This is a genomic window from Proteus mirabilis ATCC 29906 (genome assembly GCF_000160755.1).
Lineage (GTDB): Bacteria > Pseudomonadota > Gammaproteobacteria > Enterobacterales > Enterobacteriaceae > Proteus > Proteus mirabilis.
Genome location: NZ_GG668576.1, coordinates 117876 through 138349, shown reverse-complemented (window position 1 = coordinate 138349; position 20474 = coordinate 117876). Strand labels below are relative to the sequence as shown.

18 protein-coding genes and 1 tRNA gene are annotated in these 20474 nt (G+C 37.6%); 7 read left to right on the top strand and 12 right to left on the bottom strand.

Features of this window, described 5'->3' with window-relative positions:
* Positions 1-212 precede the first annotated feature (212 nt).
* The 4 genes from HMPREF0693_RS00690 to ghrA form a co-directional block, all read right to left on the bottom strand.
* A complete protein-coding gene (locus tag HMPREF0693_RS00690; RefSeq protein ID WP_004242698.1) occupies positions 213-770 on the bottom strand; it encodes a TorD/DmsD family molecular chaperone in 558 nt (185 codons plus the stop codon).
* 223 nt (positions 771-993) lie between these two features.
* Entirely contained in the window at positions 994-1602 is a 609-nt protein-coding gene (locus tag HMPREF0693_RS00685) for a 2OG-Fe(II) oxygenase (protein ID WP_004242697.1), read from the bottom strand.
* A gap of 244 nt (positions 1603-1846) precedes the next feature.
* Positions 1847-4708: a hypothetical protein gene (locus HMPREF0693_RS00680; RefSeq protein WP_004242696.1), complete on the bottom strand. Its 2862-nt coding sequence runs from the start codon at positions 4706-4708 to the stop codon at positions 1847-1849.
* 190 nt (positions 4709-4898) lie between these two features.
* The gene (gene ghrA / locus HMPREF0693_RS00675) at positions 4899-5840 is read right to left on the bottom strand and encodes a glyoxylate/hydroxypyruvate reductase GhrA (RefSeq protein ID WP_004242695.1); all 942 of its coding nucleotides are present in this window, start codon (positions 5838-5840) and stop codon (positions 4899-4901) included.
* 303 nt (positions 5841-6143) lie between these two features.
* On the opposite strand from ghrA, the gene HMPREF0693_RS00670 reads away from it, so the two are divergent.
* Positions 6144-6231 (top strand) — tRNA-Ser (locus HMPREF0693_RS00670).
* Between the two features lie 572 nt (positions 6232-6803).
* On the top strand, positions 6804-8504 hold the full coding sequence (dauA, locus tag HMPREF0693_RS00665) for a C4-dicarboxylic acid transporter DauA (protein ID WP_004242694.1): 1701 nt from the start codon (positions 6804-6806) through the stop codon (positions 8502-8504).
* 168 nt (positions 8505-8672) lie between these two features.
* On the opposite strand, the gene HMPREF0693_RS00660 is transcribed toward dauA, so the two are convergent.
* From HMPREF0693_RS00660 to hemA, 7 genes are all read right to left on the bottom strand, one after another.
* Positions 8673-8951: a type II toxin-antitoxin system TacA family antitoxin gene (locus HMPREF0693_RS00660; protein ID WP_004242693.1), complete on the bottom strand. Its 279-nt coding sequence runs from the start codon at positions 8949-8951 to the stop codon at positions 8673-8675.
* Between the two features lie 78 nt (positions 8952-9029).
* On the bottom strand, positions 9030-9959 hold the full coding sequence (mnmL, locus tag HMPREF0693_RS00655) for a tRNA modification radical SAM protein MnmL/YtqA (RefSeq protein ID WP_004242691.1): 930 nt from the start codon (positions 9957-9959) through the stop codon (positions 9030-9032).
* A gap of 7 nt (positions 9960-9966) precedes the next feature.
* Complete coding sequence (gene kdsA, locus HMPREF0693_RS00650; RefSeq protein WP_004242689.1) at positions 9967-10821, bottom strand: 3-deoxy-8-phosphooctulonate synthase; 855 nt, start codon at positions 10819-10821, stop codon at positions 9967-9969.
* Positions 10822-10878: 57 nt separating this feature from the next.
* Entirely contained in the window at positions 10879-11694 is an 816-nt protein-coding gene (gene sirB1 / locus HMPREF0693_RS00645) for an invasion regulator SirB1 (RefSeq protein ID WP_004242688.1), read from the bottom strand.
* Positions 11672-12520 (bottom strand): peptide chain release factor N(5)-glutamine methyltransferase, encoded by an 849-nt coding sequence (gene prmC, locus HMPREF0693_RS00640; protein ID WP_004242684.1) that lies wholly within the window; start codon positions 12518-12520, stop codon positions 11672-11674. The genes sirB1 and prmC overlap by 23 nt, the downstream gene beginning before the upstream one ends.
* A complete protein-coding gene (prfA, locus tag HMPREF0693_RS00635; protein WP_004242680.1) occupies positions 12520-13602 on the bottom strand; it encodes a peptide chain release factor 1 in 1083 nt (360 codons plus the stop codon). The genes prmC and prfA overlap by 1 nt, the downstream gene beginning before the upstream one ends.
* Positions 13603-13630: 28 nt before the next feature.
* Positions 13631-14893 (bottom strand): glutamyl-tRNA reductase, encoded by a 1263-nt coding sequence (gene hemA / locus HMPREF0693_RS00630; protein WP_004242677.1) that lies wholly within the window; start codon positions 14891-14893, stop codon positions 13631-13633.
* 239 nt (positions 14894-15132) lie between these two features.
* Here hemA and lolB point away from each other — a divergent pair, with 239 nt between their 5' ends.
* From lolB to prs, 3 genes are all read left to right on the top strand, one after another.
* On the top strand, positions 15133-15771 hold the full coding sequence (gene lolB / locus HMPREF0693_RS00625; RefSeq protein ID WP_004242669.1) for a lipoprotein insertase outer membrane protein LolB: 639 nt from the start codon (positions 15133-15135) through the stop codon (positions 15769-15771).
* Complete coding sequence (ispE, locus tag HMPREF0693_RS00620) at positions 15768-16643, top strand: 4-(cytidine 5'-diphospho)-2-C-methyl-D-erythritol kinase (protein ID WP_004242667.1); 876 nt, start codon at positions 15768-15770, stop codon at positions 16641-16643. Before lolB ends, ispE begins: the two co-directional genes overlap by 4 nt.
* Before the next feature lie 88 nt (positions 16644-16731).
* On the top strand, positions 16732-17679 hold the full coding sequence (gene prs, locus HMPREF0693_RS00615; RefSeq protein WP_004242665.1) for a ribose-phosphate diphosphokinase: 948 nt from the start codon (positions 16732-16734) through the stop codon (positions 17677-17679).
* Positions 17680-17916: 237 nt separating this feature from the next.
* Here prs and ychH read toward each other — a convergent pair whose 3' ends face one another.
* Positions 17917-18195 carry a stress-induced protein YchH gene (ychH, locus tag HMPREF0693_RS00610; RefSeq protein ID WP_004242663.1) on the bottom strand — a complete coding sequence of 93 codons (279 nt, stop codon included), beginning with the start codon at positions 18193-18195 and terminating at the stop codon, positions 17917-17919.
* Between the two features lie 344 nt (positions 18196-18539).
* Here ychH and pth point away from each other — a divergent pair, with 344 nt between their 5' ends.
* Together pth and ychF are read left to right on the top strand one after the other, a co-directional pair.
* The gene (gene pth / locus HMPREF0693_RS00605; RefSeq protein ID WP_004242660.1) at positions 18540-19124 is read left to right on the top strand and encodes an aminoacyl-tRNA hydrolase; all 585 of its coding nucleotides are present in this window, start codon (positions 18540-18542) and stop codon (positions 19122-19124) included.
* A gap of 191 nt (positions 19125-19315) precedes the next feature.
* The gene (gene ychF / locus HMPREF0693_RS00600; protein ID WP_004242658.1) at positions 19316-20407 is read left to right on the top strand and encodes a redox-regulated ATPase YchF; all 1092 of its coding nucleotides are present in this window, start codon (positions 19316-19318) and stop codon (positions 20405-20407) included.
* Positions 20408-20474 lie beyond the last annotated feature (67 nt).

Genomic DNA, 20474 nt, shown 5'->3' with positions numbered 1-20474 from the left:
TTATCGTAATAAGGGCATTGGTTTTTATAAATATAAATAATTATAATATATATTGAATATTAATCATGATGATGAGTCATAGGATTAATGCTGATATAAATTAATTATTTTCTAGCCATAACATGCGCAATAAGCGGAACGGCACCCAAATAAGATAGCTATTCTAGGGTGCCGTTCAAAAAAACAACGTTTTTATTATAGGATTTAATTATTTATTTTTCGTTTTCTTCATCTGATAATTCTTCTCGTAATGCAGAAAGTGCACCACGCGTAATTGCTGCTAAAGTACGATAAAAATTTGTTTTAGCATGCGCTTCAACCTTACCTAAAAAGGTTCCCGCCCAAGGTAATAGATAGTTATCAAATAACTGTGTTTGTGCTAATACTTCATCTTGTGCGGCATTATCTTCAAGCCAAGAAGCGGCAAGTAACAACGCACCAAAGCTATCTGTCGCTGATCCGGTGACAGGCATACCTCGAGTGACTAAGAATTGACGAATATCTTGCTCTTTTATATCACCGTAATCATGTGCATAAAGAGATACTGCGGGTATTGGGTCAGCAAAAAGCGATTGGTAGTCAGCTTCTACTGCCGCTAAATCAGCTACGCTACTTTTTAACGTTTTGAATAGTTCATCTTGCTCTAATGGCCATAATTGGCTTAGTTTATCTTCGGCTATCATGGTTATGATCGGTGCTAAAATAGCATCACTCGGTGCTCGTTGAAATAATGTACCTAATAGACGGCAGACAATCGAAAATTCATTCATTCTATTTTTACCCCATAAAGTTTGGTTTTATTGTCCTGTTAACCACCAGAAAATCAACAATTTTCTTTATTCTCTTTTCACTCTATTCCATTAATTACACATTATTTTCAGTCATTAATAACAGAAAAAGCGCGCTCTTATCATTAAGCTATATAGCCTAATATAAGAAACGCGCCTAATCCCATGCTATTTCTATTACGACAATAACACTTTATTGCATCATTTAGCTGGCGATATCGAGAAAATTATCTCTGACACCATTAACTCGAAACCACCCTGCAATACTGATCCTTTCTTTATGAGTAGGTAATACTTCATGTGGAAATTGTTCTGAAAGAAAAACCACTAAACGACCACCTTGAGGGGCGACTGTCGCTAATTGATTATCATCCAGATCATAGATAACTAGCTCTCCACCGTCTTGTGGTGTCCATTCATCATTAAGATATAACACTGTCGTTAAACGTCTTGTGACATTTTCTTTAAATGCATCAAGATGTTTTTTATAGAAAGCACCTTTTTCATAACAAGCGAAATGCGCTTCATATTCAAACAGCCCTAAAAAGAACTCACGATTAACTGCTCGTTGAATGCTTTCCATCTGCATAAGATAATGTTGAACTGGCTCTCCCATTTGCGGCTCTAGCCAACGAATTTTATCACTGCGTATCGTGGTTTCTGCTAATAGGTTTTCATGACGTCCTATACGTGCTTGTTGTGCATCATTACCAAAACAAGCACGCAATTGTTTAACCGCCTCTGGTGTAAGGAAATCATCCCATACACACCAACCTTTATCTGCAATTTGTTCAAGAAGACTTGCTATATTCATTAGTCATATTGTCTGATTAACAAGGGAAACTATCTTATAGCACCATATTAGGCTAAATGACAATCTAATAAACTTATCCTTTCGATTACATGAATTTATTAGAACTAAATTCTATAAAAAAGAAAATAACATTGAAATATAAGATATTATTCCATAGAGATCTGTTGTAAAAAACCAAAAAAACATTGAATAATAATATATACGTTACACATCACCCCAAATAAAGATAAGAAAAACAAATGGTTTAATGAAAATAATAATTAGTGGTTATTTTCTCCAATTGCTTTTCATATTTATCATATAAAAAATTAATTTCACCTTTAACTTGATGATGCATAATAGACTTTTTGCTTTCTAATCGTAAAAAAGCAAGAGGAAATGATTTTGCTTTATCGGCGAGTTCACTTATAGACATCACATCTATTGAATTAAGCTGGTATTCAATATTATTTAACTCTTGTTTCGCATTATTATAGAAATTATCTAATTTATCTTTTATATCATTAACTGTTAGATTTTCATCTGTTTTCACTTCATTGATAAGCTCTTCCAGTTGAGTTTCAAGCACTGAATAACGCACTCTCCCCTCACTATTTAGCTGATATTTAGAAATAAAATATGGCTTAAATTTTTCATTCATATTATTTTTTTTCTGTGAAGAAAGTATTTTTTTCTTTTCTGTTAAATCAGCTAAGAATTGTTGTACTCTGTTATTATTGTGTACTAGATCTATTGAGTTATCTATTACATCACTCTTGAGAGAAAGATCATTCTCCATCAATTGTGGATTTAGTTTGTTTTTTAATTTCTTATTTGCATCCAACTGTAAATAAACATGATCAAGTTTATTTATACTTCTTTTAACATCGTATTGAACAGGGTATTTATCAAATAGGTTATTTATTTTAAGTACTCTTTTATAAAGTCCTTTTAAATTATTTTTATGTGCTTCAAATTCTTTTTTGTCTTGTTTTATTTTGCCATCATAAATTCTATGTTTAAATAGTGAATTAACTCTTTTTTCTAACATGACTTCAAAATTTTTCAATGATGTCAATGGATACCAGTGAATATTATGCGATGCTTTTGTCGCTGAAGGTGTAAATTTTAAATCTCGGTATAATTCAAAACTTCCGCTAAAATACTCAACATCAACATTTTTTTCCAACTGTTTTGCTTTGGTCTCTCCATGACCAATAAATTTATTTATATTGTGAATGACATTTATTATTTTTAAAGAGAGATTAGCACCAACCGCATTTCTCGGTAAATTTAATTCTATATTTTCATTAGCAGAAACTCCCACATCAAAACTGACTTCACTTCTAAGTTCAACACCTAATGACGCGTTTTGTGTTCTATTAAATTCCAGCGTTGCATTATCCTTAAGTTCACTTTCTGTAAGAGATACCCCTTGATTAATAAATTCGACTAAATCTTTTGGTTGAATTTTAAATGAAAAATTAGATTTTTTTTCATAATGATAATCGAGTATCACAGTGGCCATTAACGGTGTTACAAAACCATAATTAAACGCCCCTTCTCTCCATTTTTGTTCATTGTTCATAATCCCAGCAGATAAGCCCGTAGCAATCCCTGCATCCATTTTATTTACAAATGAGAATACAACTTCATCTTGCTTATTTTTTGAAATTGTTAGGGCATGTGTTTTCGCAAAATTAGCTAAAAGAAACGCACTCACACCAATATTTTGAGATAAATGAAATGCACTAATACCAAAGAATGCACGGATATCATTATACTGGCTAATTGTAATGCTCTCTTTATCATTTAATTGTTCTACTAAAGAATAAACAACCTCACCTTGAGATTTACCATTGTTAATTCCGGTAATATATTTATTAAGCAGATTATAATCATGTTTAATCACCTTTTTTACACCATTTAAAGCATCTGTTTTAATTGTTCTCGGTAATGTAGCAGAATTAACTATAGCTTTTATAGTAGAAAACATCCCTCTAAAACCAGGATCAAGACTTTTCGCGATATCTTTTACCATTGCACCATATTTTTTTAATGCATATTGTTGTTTTGCTCTATCAAAGTGAACCCTTGCATTATCAATAGCCGACGAAAAAAAGGGAATATTTTTAGCACTAAAATTACCTATTTTTTGAGTAGAAAATGGCTGTCCTGAGTGATAGTTTTTATAGTTATTTTCTCCAACTATTGAATAAAAAGATAACGGTGGCTCTTGAGTTAAACGAGTGATTTCATAATGATAATCTTTTAATGCAAAAATATGCAGAGGATCAAAGTAATATATTTTTATTTTATTACCTTTATCAACCACAAGTTGGATTTTATTTAACACCGGTTTTATCGCTAATATTTTATCTTTTGATTTTAATGGCAATTTTATTTCATTTTTTTTACTCTTACCATCTACGTCATCCTCTTTAGGCATTAGCGTTGGTGGTAAGCCATATGTAAAAAGTTTATTATCTTGTAAAGTTATAGTAATAGGCATCCCTTCTCTATTTATTTTTAATACATTTCCTTCTTCTTTCTCTATAATATTATTAATATTAGATAAATCATGTTTTAAACTATCTTCTATTTCATATTTTTCATATTCAATAATAAAATTAATATTAGTATTATCGGTGGCGTCATCGCTTAAATTATATTCACCTTCAATCTTTTTAAATTTTATTTTATAAAGTTCATTATTATTTCCTGAACTATCTCTCTTACTCCCAATTAAAAACCCATTATAATCGACATATAGTTCTTTAAATTTTATATCATCACCATGTTGAGAGTTGATATGAAATACATTATATTTAAAACCTCCATTAAAGTACTTTTGAATTAATCCGGTAAATAAATCATATGTTTTCCCTTTTATTAACATTAAGGTTCCATCATCATCAAGGGTAATTCCCATATTATTAAGTAGTGGACTATTTGTTGATCCAAGATAAACATAATTATTTACATTATTTAAGCTAAACTGTTTAATATTTGTATTATATACAGCAGGGGTATTAGACACATCGGAAATATAATTTGTTGATTTATAATTATTAAAAACACCAACCTCTGTTAACTTATTAACATATGTCATTATTTTATCAATCATAAACACCTCAACATTTCAAGCAGATGAGGTATCATCGATAAGACATATTATAAGAGATATCTTTTATAGCCTATTTTTTATTATATTATCTAAAATTTAGAAAAAGTTCTTTTTTTGAAAGTTTAGGAAAAAAAATAGACAATAAAATAAAATTTATTGTCTATTTATATATATATTATATCTATATTATTTAATAGCCACTTTTCATATCCACAACACCAAAAGGTGTTTCGCCCTTTTCAATACGTTGAATATTTTCAACAATTGTATCCATTGCAATATCTGGAATAGTAAAAGCAGCAATATGCGGTGTAATAGAGATACGAGGATGAGTCCAAAACGGATGCATACCCGGTAATGGCTCTTGGCTAAATACATCTAAAGAGGCATCAGCAATATAACCTTGATCGATAGCTTCTAGCAGATCTTGATCAACAAGATGTGCTCCCCTTGCCAAATTAATTAAATAAGAAGAAGGTTTAAGCTGTTCAAAAAGCGAGAAATTTAAAATACCATGAGTTTGTGGTGTATAAGGTAATAGATTGATTAACAACTGACACTCTTTAACAAAATCGCTCAGTTGATCGTTACCATAAAAACTCTCTACCTGATTAATTTGCTTTTTACTACGACTCCAGCAACGCACGTTAAAACCAAGTTCAGCAAGCTTAGTCGCTACACTTGCGCCTAATGCACCTGCACCCAAAACACCAATAACAAAATTATCATAAGTATGTGCGGGGAGTTGTTTCCATAAGCGTTGTGATTGTTGACGTTTATAATCATCCATACGGCGAAAATAATACATCACTTTAGCAATGGCATACTCTTGCATTTGCAAACCCATACCCGTGTCTTCTAAACGCATTACCGGAACCCCAGCGGGTAATGTGCCTGGTTTTTGTTGCTCTTGCTTTAAAATGGCATCAACACCCGCACCAAGTGCAAAAATACCTTTTAATTGGTTACGGCTTGCTAACATTTCATAGGGAGGAAGCCAGACCATTGCATAATCAGCAGGCTTATCATCACCATGCTCCCAAACACGAATATGCGCGTCAGGAAGTCGTGCTTTCATTCCACTTATCCATGTATTTGCATCAAAAAAAGGATGATAAAAAATAATATTCATTTTTGCCTTCCTCCAGCATTTTTACCATAGGGTGCGAGGGTTATGCTTTTATTTCAAGTCTGTTTGAAAAAGTTGTTAAGAAAAATGTTGATAATGTTAACCAGCTAACGAAATTTAGCTAAAAAATGGATGTTACATCTCAAAAGAGATCACATTATTTGCTTAAGCCTTGTTCATATTGTTTTTTATTTGACTGGTTGGCACAAAAGTTAAGGAAAAAACGCATTTAGCTGTTGACGCTTATCACTCTTTTCCCTATAGTAGCGCCCCGTTGAGCATGAATGCCATGTTTAACCACAATACGGTGAGATGTCCGAGAGGCTGAAGGAGCACGCCTGGAAAGTGTGTATACGGCAACGTATCGAGGGTTCGAATCCCTCTCTCACCGCCATATTCTAAGAAAGCGCCTAGTTAAAAAACTAGGCGTTTTTTTGTCTTGTTGTCCTTTAATCTATACAGCAACTATACAGCGACAACGTTCTGCTTGCTACCAGTACTAAAATTGTAATAATAAATTTATTGTGATTGTTTTTATATACGTTGCTATTAACCTATTCTAGATACTTAATTATTCTATTTAATAAAAATGCTCTTTTTCATATACACTAATTAGCTTTATTTATAGAATTGTTTTTTCCTTTATTTTATAAAATACTTTTTAGCTATTTTTATGCATTACTATTTTTAATGACAATTATTCTAAAATAAAACGCTTTATATAATTTATAGAATAACGTCAAACTTCTTTTTCATGAAAGTAACAGAATAAATACAATACGTTACATAACGTTATCTCTTTTGCTTAAGTTTTTCAATTAATTGCTTTAATTTTCGCTAAGTATTAAGATAGTGTTTAATAATTTGATATATCACATTATTATTAGCAAATAAAAGCGATATCCTTTCTGCTCTTTTTTATCGCCTTTATTCGGCATTTGACTTCTTATTTTGGTTTAAGCCTAAATGAAAACGCATAAAGTTAACCGGGTTCGCCCCTTTAGTGCATTTATTGATGCATGTGTAAAAGAGCCTTACTCTTTTGCCCGTTTATTAAAAGATATTATTGCAGGGATCACCGTCGGCATTATCGCAATACCACTGGCAATGGCATTGGCTATTGGTAGCGGTGTTCCCCCGCAATACGGTCTTTATACCGCAGCTATTGCCGGTATTATTATCGCTGTAACAGGTGGCTCTCGCTACAGTGTTTCAGGGCCTACTGCCGCCTTTGTGGTGATACTTTATCCTGTTTCACAACAATTTGGTTTAAGTGGGCTATTAATTGCCACTTTGATGTCTGGGATTATTTTAGTGGTTATGGGGTTAGCTCGTTTTGGTAAGCTCATTGAATATATTCCCGTTTCTGTCACATTAGGATTTACTTCGGGGATTGCCATCACTATCGCCACCATGCAGATCAAAGATTTCTTTGGCTTAGAAATGTCGCATGTCCCAGAAACCTATATTGATAAAGTGATTGCTCTTGGTGCCGCTCTACCGACAATCCATCTTGGAGATACATTAATAGGTGCAACCACTCTCTTAGTATTAATTTATTGGCCTAAATTGAATTTACGTCTTCCCGGCCATTTACCAGCATTAATTGCCGGTACGGCTGTTATGGGGATAGTTAATTTATTTGGCCATGATGTTGCCACCATTGGTTCACAATTTAGCTATCTATTGCCTGATGGTTCAACAGGACAAGGTATTCCGCCGATCCTGCCACAATTTGTGCTACCGTGGAATTTACCCAGTAGTGGTGAGTCTATTGCATTAAATTGGAGCACGGTCAGTGCGTTATTACCCGCCGCTTTTTCAATGGCAATGTTAGGTGCGATTGAATCACTCCTCTGTGCTGTAGTGCTTGATGGTATGACGGGGAAAAAACATCACTCTAATGGTGAGTTAGTCGGTCAAGGTATTGGTAATATTGTAGCGCCTTTCTTTGGTGGGATCACCGCAACTGCGGCTATTGCCCGCTCAGCGGCAAACGTACGTGCCGGTGCAACGTCCCCTGTATCTGCGATTGTGCACTCTTTATTAGTTTTAGTAACTTTACTGGTCTTAGCGCCTTTTCTCTCTTATTTACCATTAGCAGCAATGTCTGCATTGTTATTAATTGTTGCATGGAATATGAGTGAAGCTCGTAAAGTTATCGATCTTATTCGTCATGCACCAAAAGACGATATTATCGTTTTAGTATTATGTTTATCACTTACCGTGCTGTTTGATATGGTTATTGCGATCACTATCGGCATTGTATTAGCCTCTTTATTATTTATGCGTCGTATTGCTAATATGACGAAAATAACAGAATCAACTTATACTGATGATGATAAACAATTATTAGTTGTGCGTGTTAATGGTCCGCTATTCTTTGCTGCCGCCGAGCGTATTTTTAATGAATTACGTGAACGTAGTAAAGGATATAAAACTCTTATTATGCAGTGGGATGCAGTACCTGTATTAGATGCTGGGGGATTACATGCTTTTCAACACTTTGTGGCGGATGTGCAACATGATACTCATATTATTGTTTGTGATATTCCCTTCCAGCCATTAAAGACATTAGCAAGAGCACGAGTAACGCCAATTGATGGCACACTTAATTTTTATCCTTCGCTACAAAAAGCGCTGGATGATATGGAATTAATTCAGTAGTTTTTTAATTATTAATTATAAAAATCTTTAAGCCCTTAATTTACACTATTTAATTAAGGGCTTAATTATTAAGTTATGATTTATATTTTATTTGCCATTGAAAGTGCAGTATAAATGGTTTTAAAGGAAATTAATAAAGAAAGAGGGGATTTAATCAATTTGGTATTGTCATGCATTGACCGGTAGAGCAAAAGCCGCTGCAAGTAGTTTAGCATTAGGCTTTGGTGGATTATCTAAAAGTTCCATAACACGTAATGTGTCTTTTCCTGATAATTTTAAACGCTCATTATTTTCAATAACTTGCCGAGCTACAGGTACAATATTACGAAGTACAAACTCTGTTAAGTTTGTATTTTCCAAACTAGCAGCACGAACCAGCAGTGATTTATCTTCTGTAGTGATACGAATTGACACTCGTTCACTGTTTTCTACTAGTGCTTGAGCCATAGCAACCTCCTTTGTACAGCTTCAAAGCTGTACAGTATGATTAAAAAAGTGACAAGTGATTTTATGTTGAGTGGATAATTATTTACAATTAGCCACAAAAGGCTTATTTATCCCACTACCTTGTACGCCTTTCTCTAATAAGTATTGATAGAGTGCATTCATACCCAACCAGTGATTTTCACACCATTCAGGGGCTAATAAAGTAGGTTTTCTGGCACTGGCACAAACACGATGATAAATAACTTCTGCAGGAGTATGACGGATTATTTCACCAGCAGTATAAACATATTGTTGTTGTGTTAATGCACTAATACGCCCTGCTTTCCATGCTTTGGCTATCGTACTCCCCTCAACTATGTGTAAAGGGTGTAATTTTAGTCCATCAACACCGGTTTCTACTACCTGCTCTAAGGTTTGCATATTTAACTGATGATCTTCACGAGGTAAACCGATAATAAGATGCGTACACACCTTTAAACCTCGGCGACGCGCTTCTTTTGTGGTTGCTTGATAACATTGAAAATCATGACCACGATTAATATGCTTTAATGTCTTATTATGTGCAGTTTGTAATCCTAACTCTAACCATACTTCATAACCTTGTTCGCAATAGCCTTGCAGTAGATCTAACACACTGACGGGCACACAATCAGGGCGTGTCCCAACACATAATCCAACCATATTGGCTTGTAATAATGCACTTTCATACATTTTTCGTAGATGTTCTACTTCTGCATAGGTACTAGTATAGGCTTGAAAATAAGCTAAATAACGGCGAGCACGGGTAATATGCTTAGCTTGGTAGGCGATTTGCTCTTCAATAGAGTGATATTGCGTTTGCTCATCAGCAAAAGAAGAGACATTGCAAAATGTACACCCTCCTCGTCCTAATGTGCCATCTCGATTAGGACAACTAAAACCACCATGAAGGGTTATTTTGTGGATTTTTTCATGATAACGGCGCTGGAGATCAGCGCCGAACATATTCACTACAGTGTGTAGTTGCATAACAAGTTTATTTACTGGTATCTAACTCAGGGAAGCTTTTTACCAGAGAGTCAATCGCTTTAATTTGAGCTAAGAAAGGTTCTAATTTAGCTAATGGTAAAGCTGATGGGCCATCACAGCGGGCATGATCAGGATCGGGATGAGCTTCAAGAAATAACCCTGCCAGACCCACTGCCATACCTGCACGAGCTAACTCAGCGACTTGTCCACGACGACCACCAGAAGCCGCACCGAATGGATCACGGCATTGTAGTGAGTGGGTAACATCAAAAATCACTGGAGCCCCTTCTGAGGCTTGCATCATGACATGAAAACCTAGCATATCGACCACTAAATTATCGTAACCAAAATTACTACCACGGTCACATAAAATCACTTGGTCGTTACCGCCTTCTTTAAATTTCTCGACGATATTTCCCATTTGACCAGGGCTAACAAACTGTGGCTTTTTCACGTTAATTACCGCACCGGTTTTGGCCATTGCCTCAACCAAATCGGTTTGACGCGCTAAGAATGCCGGTAGCTGAATAACATCAACGACTTCAGATACAGGCTGAGCTTGTGAAGGTTCATGAACATCAGTGATAATTTTTACCCCAAAAGTCTCTTTTAGCTCTTGGAAAATTTTCATTCCTTCATCAAGACCCGGTCCACGATAAGAGTGGATAGATGAGCGGTTTGCTTTATCAAAAGAGGCCTTAAATACATAAGGAATATCTAATTTTTGAGTAACTGTGACGTAATGCTCACAAATACGCATGGCTAAATCGCGCGATTCCAATACATTCATGCCACCAAAGAGCACAAAGGGTAAATTATTTGCTACTTTGATATCACCAATACTCACCACTTTATGTTGCATATCTATTCCTATCTTATTTTGCCATGTACCGTTATATACCCAGTACGGGATTAAATTTTAATGTAAAACAACAGGATGCTGTTCTATTGAATGAATTTGAATTTTAATCATCTCTGAAATGGGATCTTCCGGACACTGTTCAACAAAGTAGTTAAGGTCAGACAATGCCACATGATTACACTCTAATTGAGCATAAATCAGCCCACGATCACGTATTTCATAGGGATCTTCTGGATCAAACAATAACACCGTTTCACTGGTCTTAAGTGCCTGCTCCATCTTCTTTTCTTCCATTAAAGAGACTTTGAGTGTATCTAATAACTTGCGAATAATAGAACTGTGTTCTGACTCTTCTAGATCGGATGCTGATAGCTCAGATGTACTGCCTACATTACCTTTTAGCCAAACGTCTAAAGTATGACGAGAAAGATATTCACCATTAATGGGATTTAAGAAAAGTGGTTTTTCATCCGGAATATCTATTCTGATAATTAACTGTGTAGGAAAAATAACTGGCGCTAACGGTAAATTTATTGCCTGTGCGATATAAATTAAAATGGAACCTAATGACACAGGTGAACCAATATGAGTGGCCAATACTTTATCTAACCATAACGTATCAGAAAGACAATATTTGCCACTTGCACCACTGAAATGCCATTGTTTATAAAATAGCTTCAGCAGTGCATCAATTCTCTCTTGTATACTGGCTTGGTGGGGAATTTCCGCTTCTGCTTGCTCCACCAGCTGTGCCAATTGATAGCCAACTGAAGTGACTGGAAAATCTGGGCGAATTGCCTGAGAGATAAGGATCATACCCTTAACCAAAGGGGCTTTGTTAAATTCGTAATCAGCTATGGTTTCTATCATCATTCCAACGACCTACTGTCACTCGCTCATTACCGCCGTAATCACGGAAAGTTTCCACGCAGCAGTAACCCTTATCAATAAAAATATTACGTACTCTTTCACCTTGTTGCCAACCATGCTCTATTAATACCCAACCGTTATTAGCTAAAAACTGACGGGCATTTGTAATAATAAGCTCAATATCAGCAAAACCATGATCTGCCGCGACCAATGCGGTTAATGGCTCAAAGCGAACGTCTCCTTGATAAAGATGCTCATCTTCTTCATCAATATAAGGAGGATTGCTGATTATCATATCAAATTGATAACCAGAGAGTGAACTAAACCAGCAACTTTCCGTAAATTCTACGTTGCTAAGTGCCAAATGTTGTGCATTTTCTATCGCTAATGCTACCGCTTCTGGTTGAAAATCAACACCAAGGACACGGCAGTCAGAACGTTCCGAAGCTATCGCTAAAGCAATAGCCCCTGTCCCCGTACCTAAATCTAAAATTCGGCTTGCTTGTGCAGAGAGTTTCTCTAATGCTTTTTCAACTAGACATTCGGTATCAGGCCGAGGGATAAGTGTTGCAGGAGAGACTTTTAAAGGTAGTGACCAAAATTCTCTCTCTCCTACTAAATAAGCGATAGGCTCGCCCTTTATACGTCGAGCAAGGAGGGATGACAATTGCACTAGTTCATCTTCTAAAAGTACAGTTTCACTAAAAGCAATCAAATAAGTACGAGCACGTTTTGTTACGTGCCCTAATAGAATTTCTGCGTCCCGCTTTGGGCTGTCACTATCAATTAATTGCAAGGCTGCTTGATGCAGCCATTGTTTATAATTCATTAATCTTGCTCAGATAAAGCGGATAGCTGATCGGCTTGATATTCAGTGACAATAGGTTGAATAAGTGCATCTAGTTTACCTTCCATCACCTCATCTAACCGGTAAAGCGTAAGGTTTATGCGATGATCCGTCACGCGACCTTGTGGGAAATTATAAGTTCTAATACGATCAGAACGATCTCCTGAACCTAATAAGTTACGGCGTTCAGATGCTTCGGCTTCTTGACGTTTTTGTACTTCGGCAGCACGAATACGCGCACCTAATACTGACATCGCTTTCGCTTTGTTTTTATGTTGAGAACGCTCATCCTGACACTCTACCACAATGCCCGTCGGGATATGCGTAATACGGATGGCCGAATCCGTGGTATTTACGTGCTGACCACCCGCCCCTGATGAGCGAAAAGTATCAATACGTAAATCACTTGGGCTAATTTCGGGTAATTCAGCTTCTGGCACTTCAGGCAATACCGCAACTGTACAAGCAGAAGTATGAATGCGTCCTTGAGATTCTGTTTCCGGCACGCGTTGTACACGATGCCCGCCTGATTCAAATTTCAGTACCCCATAAGCACCATCACCAATGACTTTGGCAATGATCTCTTTATAACCGCCATGTTCGCCTTCGTTTGCATTCATCACTTCAATACGCCAACGACGTGCTTCGGCATAACGGCTATACATACGGAATAGGTCACCGGCGAAAAGTGCGGCTTCATCACCACCCGTTCCGGCACGAATTTCAAGGAAACAGTTGAACTCATCGTCAGGATCTTTAGGTAATAACAGCACTTGAAGTTGCTGTTCTAGCTCCTCATTGACGCTTTGTGCTTCTTTTAGCTCTTCTTGAGCCATCTCTTTCATTTCAGGATCATCAAGCATCATTTCTGCCGCTTCCATATCATCTTGCACTTTTCGCCATTGACGATAACAAGATGTGACATCCGTTAATTGAGCATACTCTTTTGAAAGCGCACGAAAACGCTCCTGAGAGGCAATAACATCAGCTTCTGCTAGAAGTGCTTGAATTTCTTCATAACGCTCTTGTAGAGCTTCCAACTTAGCGACAATAGAAGGCTTCATTCGTAGATTAAGATCCTGTTAGATAAAGTTAATTATGGGTAATACCCAAACTTTCACGTAAGAGATTCAGGCGTTCAATATCACCATCACTGGCAGCCTGTTGAAGAGATTTGGTTGGTGTATGAATAAGGCGATTCATCAACTGATGAGAAAGCTGTTGGATCACTTTTTCTGCATCAGCGCCATTTTGTATCAATGCAATCGCTTTTTCTGCCATTTCTGCACGTAACATTTCTGCACTATCGCGATATTCTCTAATCGCCCCGACAGCACCTTGAGCACGTAACCAATCCATAAATTGGCCACTCTCTTGTTGCACGATATGTTCAGCTTCAATGGCTGCGGCTTGGCGCTGTTCACGGTTATGCTGAATGATAGCTTCTAAATCATCAACACTATAAAGATAAACGTTACTCAGTTTTTCAATATCTTGTTCAATATCACGAGGCACAGCAATATCAACGAGTAGCATTGGTTGATTACGACGTTTCTTTAACGCCCTTTCTACCATGCCTTTGCCAATAATAGGCAACGGACTTGCTGTTGAACTGATCACAATATCCGCTTGAGAAAGTGACTCATCAATATCAGATAAAGTGATAACCTCAGCGTCAACTTCATTCGCTAAACGTTGCGCTCGCTCTTTGGTGCGATTAGCAATAATGATTTTTTTGACTTGATGTTCACGTAAGTGACGCGCCACTAATTCAATCGTTTCACCCGCACCGACCAATAAGATAGTCAATGATGATAATGACTCAAAGATTTGGCGCGCTAAAGTACAGGCAGCAAAAGCGACAGAAACAGCATTAGCACCAATTTGGGTCTCTGTTCTCACTCTTTTCGCAACTGAAAAGGATTTCTGAAACAGGCGTTCCAGCTCTGAAGAGAGCGAGTGATAGTTTTGAGAATCGGCAAACGCTTTTTTGACTTGCCCTAAAATTTGCGGTTCACCTAATACCAAGGAATCTAAACCACTAGCAACGCGCATCAGGTGGCTCACTGCTTGATTATCTTGATGCCAATAAACACTATTTTTAAGCTCATGAGGCTCAATTTGGTGATACTGACATAACCAACTGATCAGTTGTTCATGGCTATTTTCTTTATCTTCTAGACTCAGATAAAGCTCAGTACGGTTACAAGTAGACAGCACTACACCACCTCTTACAGCAGGTTGCTGTAACAAGTTATTTAAGGCGTCACCCATGGTATCAGGAGAAAAAGAGACTTTCTCACGTAACGCTACGGGGGCTGTTTTGTGATTAATACCTAATGCTAATAACGTCATATCTTATAATTGAGTTATGAATAAATACCGACTCGCGACTTGACTTAGTATAAACCTAAAACAGCGCATTTAGTATGGACTCTTCATTGCCGCCATTCTACTTGATGAACTCTTTCAATAAAAGTGCTTACTTGTATGATAGGCAAATTCAATCGACTATTTAACGAAATATCGTTATATCTTCGCGTTTATGATACGCTTTTTTGCAACAAAGAACGAATGTAAGGAATATCTCAGCTATGCGCTCACGCATTTTTCCAACCAAATCACTTTTGCGTCTCCTTCCGCTAGCTGCGCTGCTACTAAGTGCATGTAATTTAAATAATATACAAACACAAGGTTCAGCGTCAGATAACGATGTTCAATGGCAATCGCGTCAACAAGCATTAAATAAGATTTCACAATATGAGACACGTGGCGCCTTCGCTTACATTGAAGGCACCTATAAAACTTACGCACGTTTCTATTGGCAAGATAAAGATACCGATCGCTATCGCTTACTTTTAACCAATCCATTGGGGACGACAGAGCTAGACTTAAATGTGATGCCTGGTGTGATTGAAGTGACTGATAATGGTGGTAAAAAGTATTATAGTGACAATCCAACTGAAATGATTTATCAGCTCACCGGTATGGTGATCCCTTTAAAAAATTTACGCGCTTGGTTAATTGGTTTACCGGGTGATGCCACGGATTTTGAACTCGATGCAAATCATCTTTTAAAATCGGTTACATGGCCAACCCCAGAAGGTGATTGGGTGGTAACCTACCAATCCTATGACACCGCAATAACACCGAACTTGCCACAGCGCCTTGAATTAAAACAAGGTGAACGCACGATAAAATTAAAAATGGATAACTGGGATATACAGCAATGACACTAAGTTGGCCCTCTCCTGCCAAATTAAATCTTTTTCTCTACATTACCGGGAAACGCCCCGATGGTTACCATAATCTACAAACCTTATTTCAATTTTTAGATTATGGCGATACGCTGACTTTTACGCCCCGTAATGATACGCAGTTAACCATCTTAACCCCCGTTGAAGGGGTTGCAGATGAAGATAATCTGATTATTAAAGCAGCCAAATTATTACGTCAATACTGCTATCAGCACCATATTCCCCTACGCTATCAAGGAGCAGATATTAGCATTGATAAAAAACTGCCCATGGGAGGAGGTTTAGGGGGAGGCTCTTCCAATGCTGCGACAACACTGATAGCCCTTAATTACCATTGGCAAGCAGGTCTAAGCGATGAAACATTAGCCACACTCGGCGTGACGTTAGGCGCAGATGTGCCGGTATTTGTTAAAGGGCATGCCGCTTTTGCTGAAGGTGTTGGTGAAATATTAACCCCGGCATCACCCAAAGAGTGTTGGTATTTAGTTGCTCACCCCGGAATTTCTATCCCAACCCCGACAATCTTCACAGATCCAGAATTAAAACGTAATTCGCCTATTCGCTCTCTGGGCGCATTATTACAGGCTCCGTTTGCAAATGACTGTGAAATGATCGCAAGAAAACGTTTTCGTGAGGTTGAATATCTGCTTTCGTGGCTGTTAGAATATGGACCGTCACGCTTAACTGGGACAGGTGCTTGTGTATTCGGTGAGTTTGAATCGCAAGAGGCCGCTAGTGAAGTGTTAATTAACGCCCCTGAGTGGGTGCACGGATTTGTGGCGCAAGGCGTTAACATTTCCCCTGTGCATTTATTCCGCTCAAGGATACCTGTGTTATTGCACCCGTAACTATGATGTTTACAAACCCTATGTTGATAAACACGTTCTTTACAGGTCAACAATATCTCTCTCTGGACGCAAGCCTGAGGTTTTTCTCGTGCCCGATATGAAGCTTTTTGCTGGTAACGCAACCCCGGAACTGGCTCAACGTGTTGCCAATCGACTCTATACTAGCTTAGGAGACGCTGCTGTAGGTCGTTTTAGCGACGGTGAAGTCAGTGTGCAAATCAACGAAAACGTACGTGGTGGTGATGTTTTTATCATTCAATCAACCTGCGCACCAACTAATGATAACTTAATGGAATTAGTGGTCATGGTTGATGCATTACGTCGAGCTTCCGCTGGTCGTATCACTGCTGTTATTCCTTACTTCGGCTATGCCCGTCAGGATCGCCGTGTTCGTTCAGCCCGTGTTCCTATCACGGCTAAAGTTGTTGCGGATTTCTTATCTAGTGTAGGCGTAGACCGTGTTTTAACCTGCGACTTACATGCAGAACAAATCCAAGGGTTCTTTGATGTACCGGTTGACAATGTCTTCGGCAGCCCGATCCTTTTAGAAGATATGCTTCAAAAAGAATTGGACAACCCTATTGTTGTTTCTCCAGATATTGGCGGTGTTGTTCGCGCTCGTGCTATCGCTAAACTTCTGAATGATACTGATATGGCAATTATTGATAAACGTCGCCCTCGTGCTAACGTTTCTCAAGTTATGCATATTATCGGTGACGTTGCTAATCGCGACTGTATCCTTGTTGATGATATGATCGATACAGGTGGTACATTATGTAAAGCAGCAGAAGCGCTGAAAGAACGTGGTGCTAAACGTGTATTTGCTTACGCGACTCACCCTATTTTCTCTGGTAATGCTGTTGAGAACATCAGAAGCTCTGTTATTGATGAAGTGGTTGTCTGCGATACAATTCCATTGTCAGCAGAAATCAAAGCATTAAATAAAGTCCGCTCATTGACCTTGTCTGGTATGTTGGCTGAAGCCATTCGTCGTATCAGTAATGAAGAGTCAATTTCTGCGATGTTCGAACATTAATTTGTCGATTTAATATCGTACTTTGAGATAATTAAACCCGCTATAGCCTATGTTATAGCGGGTTTTTTGTTATCTTTTTAAGATAAAATATTTAGACAATAAAAAACCCGCGATCACTTTATCAGCGGGTCTTTAGATATGTATTATCTGCATATTAACGACAATGAGTTACTTATTATCTATTCTTACTCTATTATAAATTATGATTTTATCTATATTTTATTGATGCCCACACTGTTATGGATAACGATGATTATCATGGCGACGATAACGTTCGTCATGATTACGCAACCACCAATATCTTTCTGCAACGGTTTCTCTACCACCAATACGAGCCCCTGCTAACCAAACAAGTGCACCAATAAAGATCCCCATTAGCGAAGCATCAGATAAAATATCAGGTAGCCCTAATGGAAAAATATGGCTAAGAAGATTATAACCAAGACTACCGAGCATAAGCACCATACCGATAGCCATCAATAAATTGCCAACGGCAAAAGCATGTTTATATTTCATGTTGCACCTCCAAGCGCGTCGTCAGACGATTCAACACCAAAATACATCGAATAACCTTTTATTCATTGTAGTTATTATAGCCATAAAGACTAAAAAGGTATTGTCGCAGTGATCACATGCTCTGAAAATTATTGACAATTCTTTGCAAAAAATGTGTTTTATTGCTTTTGTAAATCATTTATCGGTGCTAATACGCCTGTTTCGCTCTTTTTGCCCTATAAATAATAAGTATTTTCTCCTAGAAAGATTTCAACAAAATAATCATGACAATCTATTTTGTGCTTCTTGACAGAGAAAGGTAAACTAGATGCTTTCTTTTAAGACGATAACAGTGAAAGGCAATTGTGAGTAAAATTAAACTTATCGTCGGGTTAGCCAACCCCGGTGCTGATTATGCCCAGACTCGCCATAATGCGGGTGCTTGGTATGTTGATTTATTGGCTCAACGTCATCAACAATCTCTAAAAGAAGAGAGCAAATTCTTCGGCTATACCGCTCGTATTAATTTAAATGGTAATGATGTTCGTTTATTAGTCCCTACCACTTTTATGAATTTAAGTGGTAAAGCGGTATTAGCGATGGCAAATTTTTATCGTATTCAACCCGATGAAATATTGGTTGCACATGATGAACTGGATTTACCACCGGGTGTGGTAAAAATGAAATTGGGTGGCGGTAATGGTGGCCATAACGGACTAAAAGATATTCAGAGTAAATTTAGCAATAACCCCAATTTTTATCGATTACGTATTGGGATTGGTCATCCCGGTGATAAAAACAAAGTGGTCGGTTTTGTGTTAGGTAAACCACCAACAAGTGAGCAAAAACTTATTGATGATGCAATTGATGAAGCCCTTGCTTGTACAGATATTCTGATGCGTGATGGTTACGAAAAAGCCATTAATCGTTTACATAGCTTTAAAGCTTAACCCCTATCAATAAAGCTATTAGTGTATCAAATAAGTTAACTGGGCAATGCCATGCCCTTTTCTTTTGCGCAATTAATCCCTGATGATTTAATCAAACAGGGATTTGTTCTATAATAGCGCCAATTTTTTTAACAGCACACAACAGGAGTTCCCCCTTTCCTGTTGTTTTTTATGTGACAAGGTGAACGTTTATGGGATTTAAATGTGGTATCGTCGGTCTGCCTAACGTAGGGAAATCTACACTGTTTAATGCCTTAACTAAGGCAGGTATTGAGGCAGCCAACTTCCCATTCTGTACTATTGAGCCAAATACAGGTGTTGTACCCATGCCTGATCCTCGCTTAGATAAGTTAGCAGAAATTGTAAAACCACAACGAGTGTTACCTACAACAATGGAGTTTGTTGATATTGCAGGTTTGGTTAAAGGCGCATCTAAAGGTGAAGGCTTAGGTAACCAATTCCTTACCAATATCCGCGAAACTGAAGCTATCGGCCATGTCGTGCGTTGTTTTGAAAATGACAATATTGTGCATGTGGCGGGTAAAGTCGATCCTGCAGAAGATATTGAAACTATTAATACCGAATTAGCGCTTTCTGATTTAGATACCTGTGAACGAGCAATGCATCGTAATCAGAAAAAAGCCAAAGGTGGTGATAAAGTTGCTAAAGCAGAGATGGAAGTTTTAGAGAAATGTTTACCGCACTTAGAAAAAGCCGGTATGTTGCGTGCATTAGATTTAAGTGATGAAGAAAAAGCGATTATCCGTTATTTAAGCTTTTTAACCCTGAAACCAACCATGTATATTGCTAACGTCAATGAAGATGGTTTCGAAAATAATCCTTATCTTGATACGGTACGTAAAATCGCTGAAGCCGAAGGCTCTGTTGTTGTTCCTGTTTGTGCTGCTATCGAAGCAGATATTGCAGAGCTAGACGATGAAGAGCGCGAAGAGTTTATGCAAGATTTAGGCATCGAAGAGCCGGGCTTAAACCGTGTTATCCGTGCAGGTTATGCATTACTCGATTTACAAACTTACTTTACCGCTGGTGTAAAAGAAGTCCGTGCTTGGACAATCCCTGTAGGTGCAACTGCCCCACAAGCTGCAGGTAAGATCCATACTGACTTTGAAAAAGGTTTTATCCGCGCCCAAACCATCTCATATAATGACTTTATCACTTATGGTGGTGAACAAGGTGCGAAAGAAGCAGGTAAAATGCGTGCGGAAGGTAAAGATTATATCGTGCAAGATGGCGATGTGATGAACTTCTTGTTTAATGTGTAATAAATAGCTTTATTATTATTTAGTATTATTCGGTTTTCTTCACGTTTAAATACTAACAAAAGCAGCA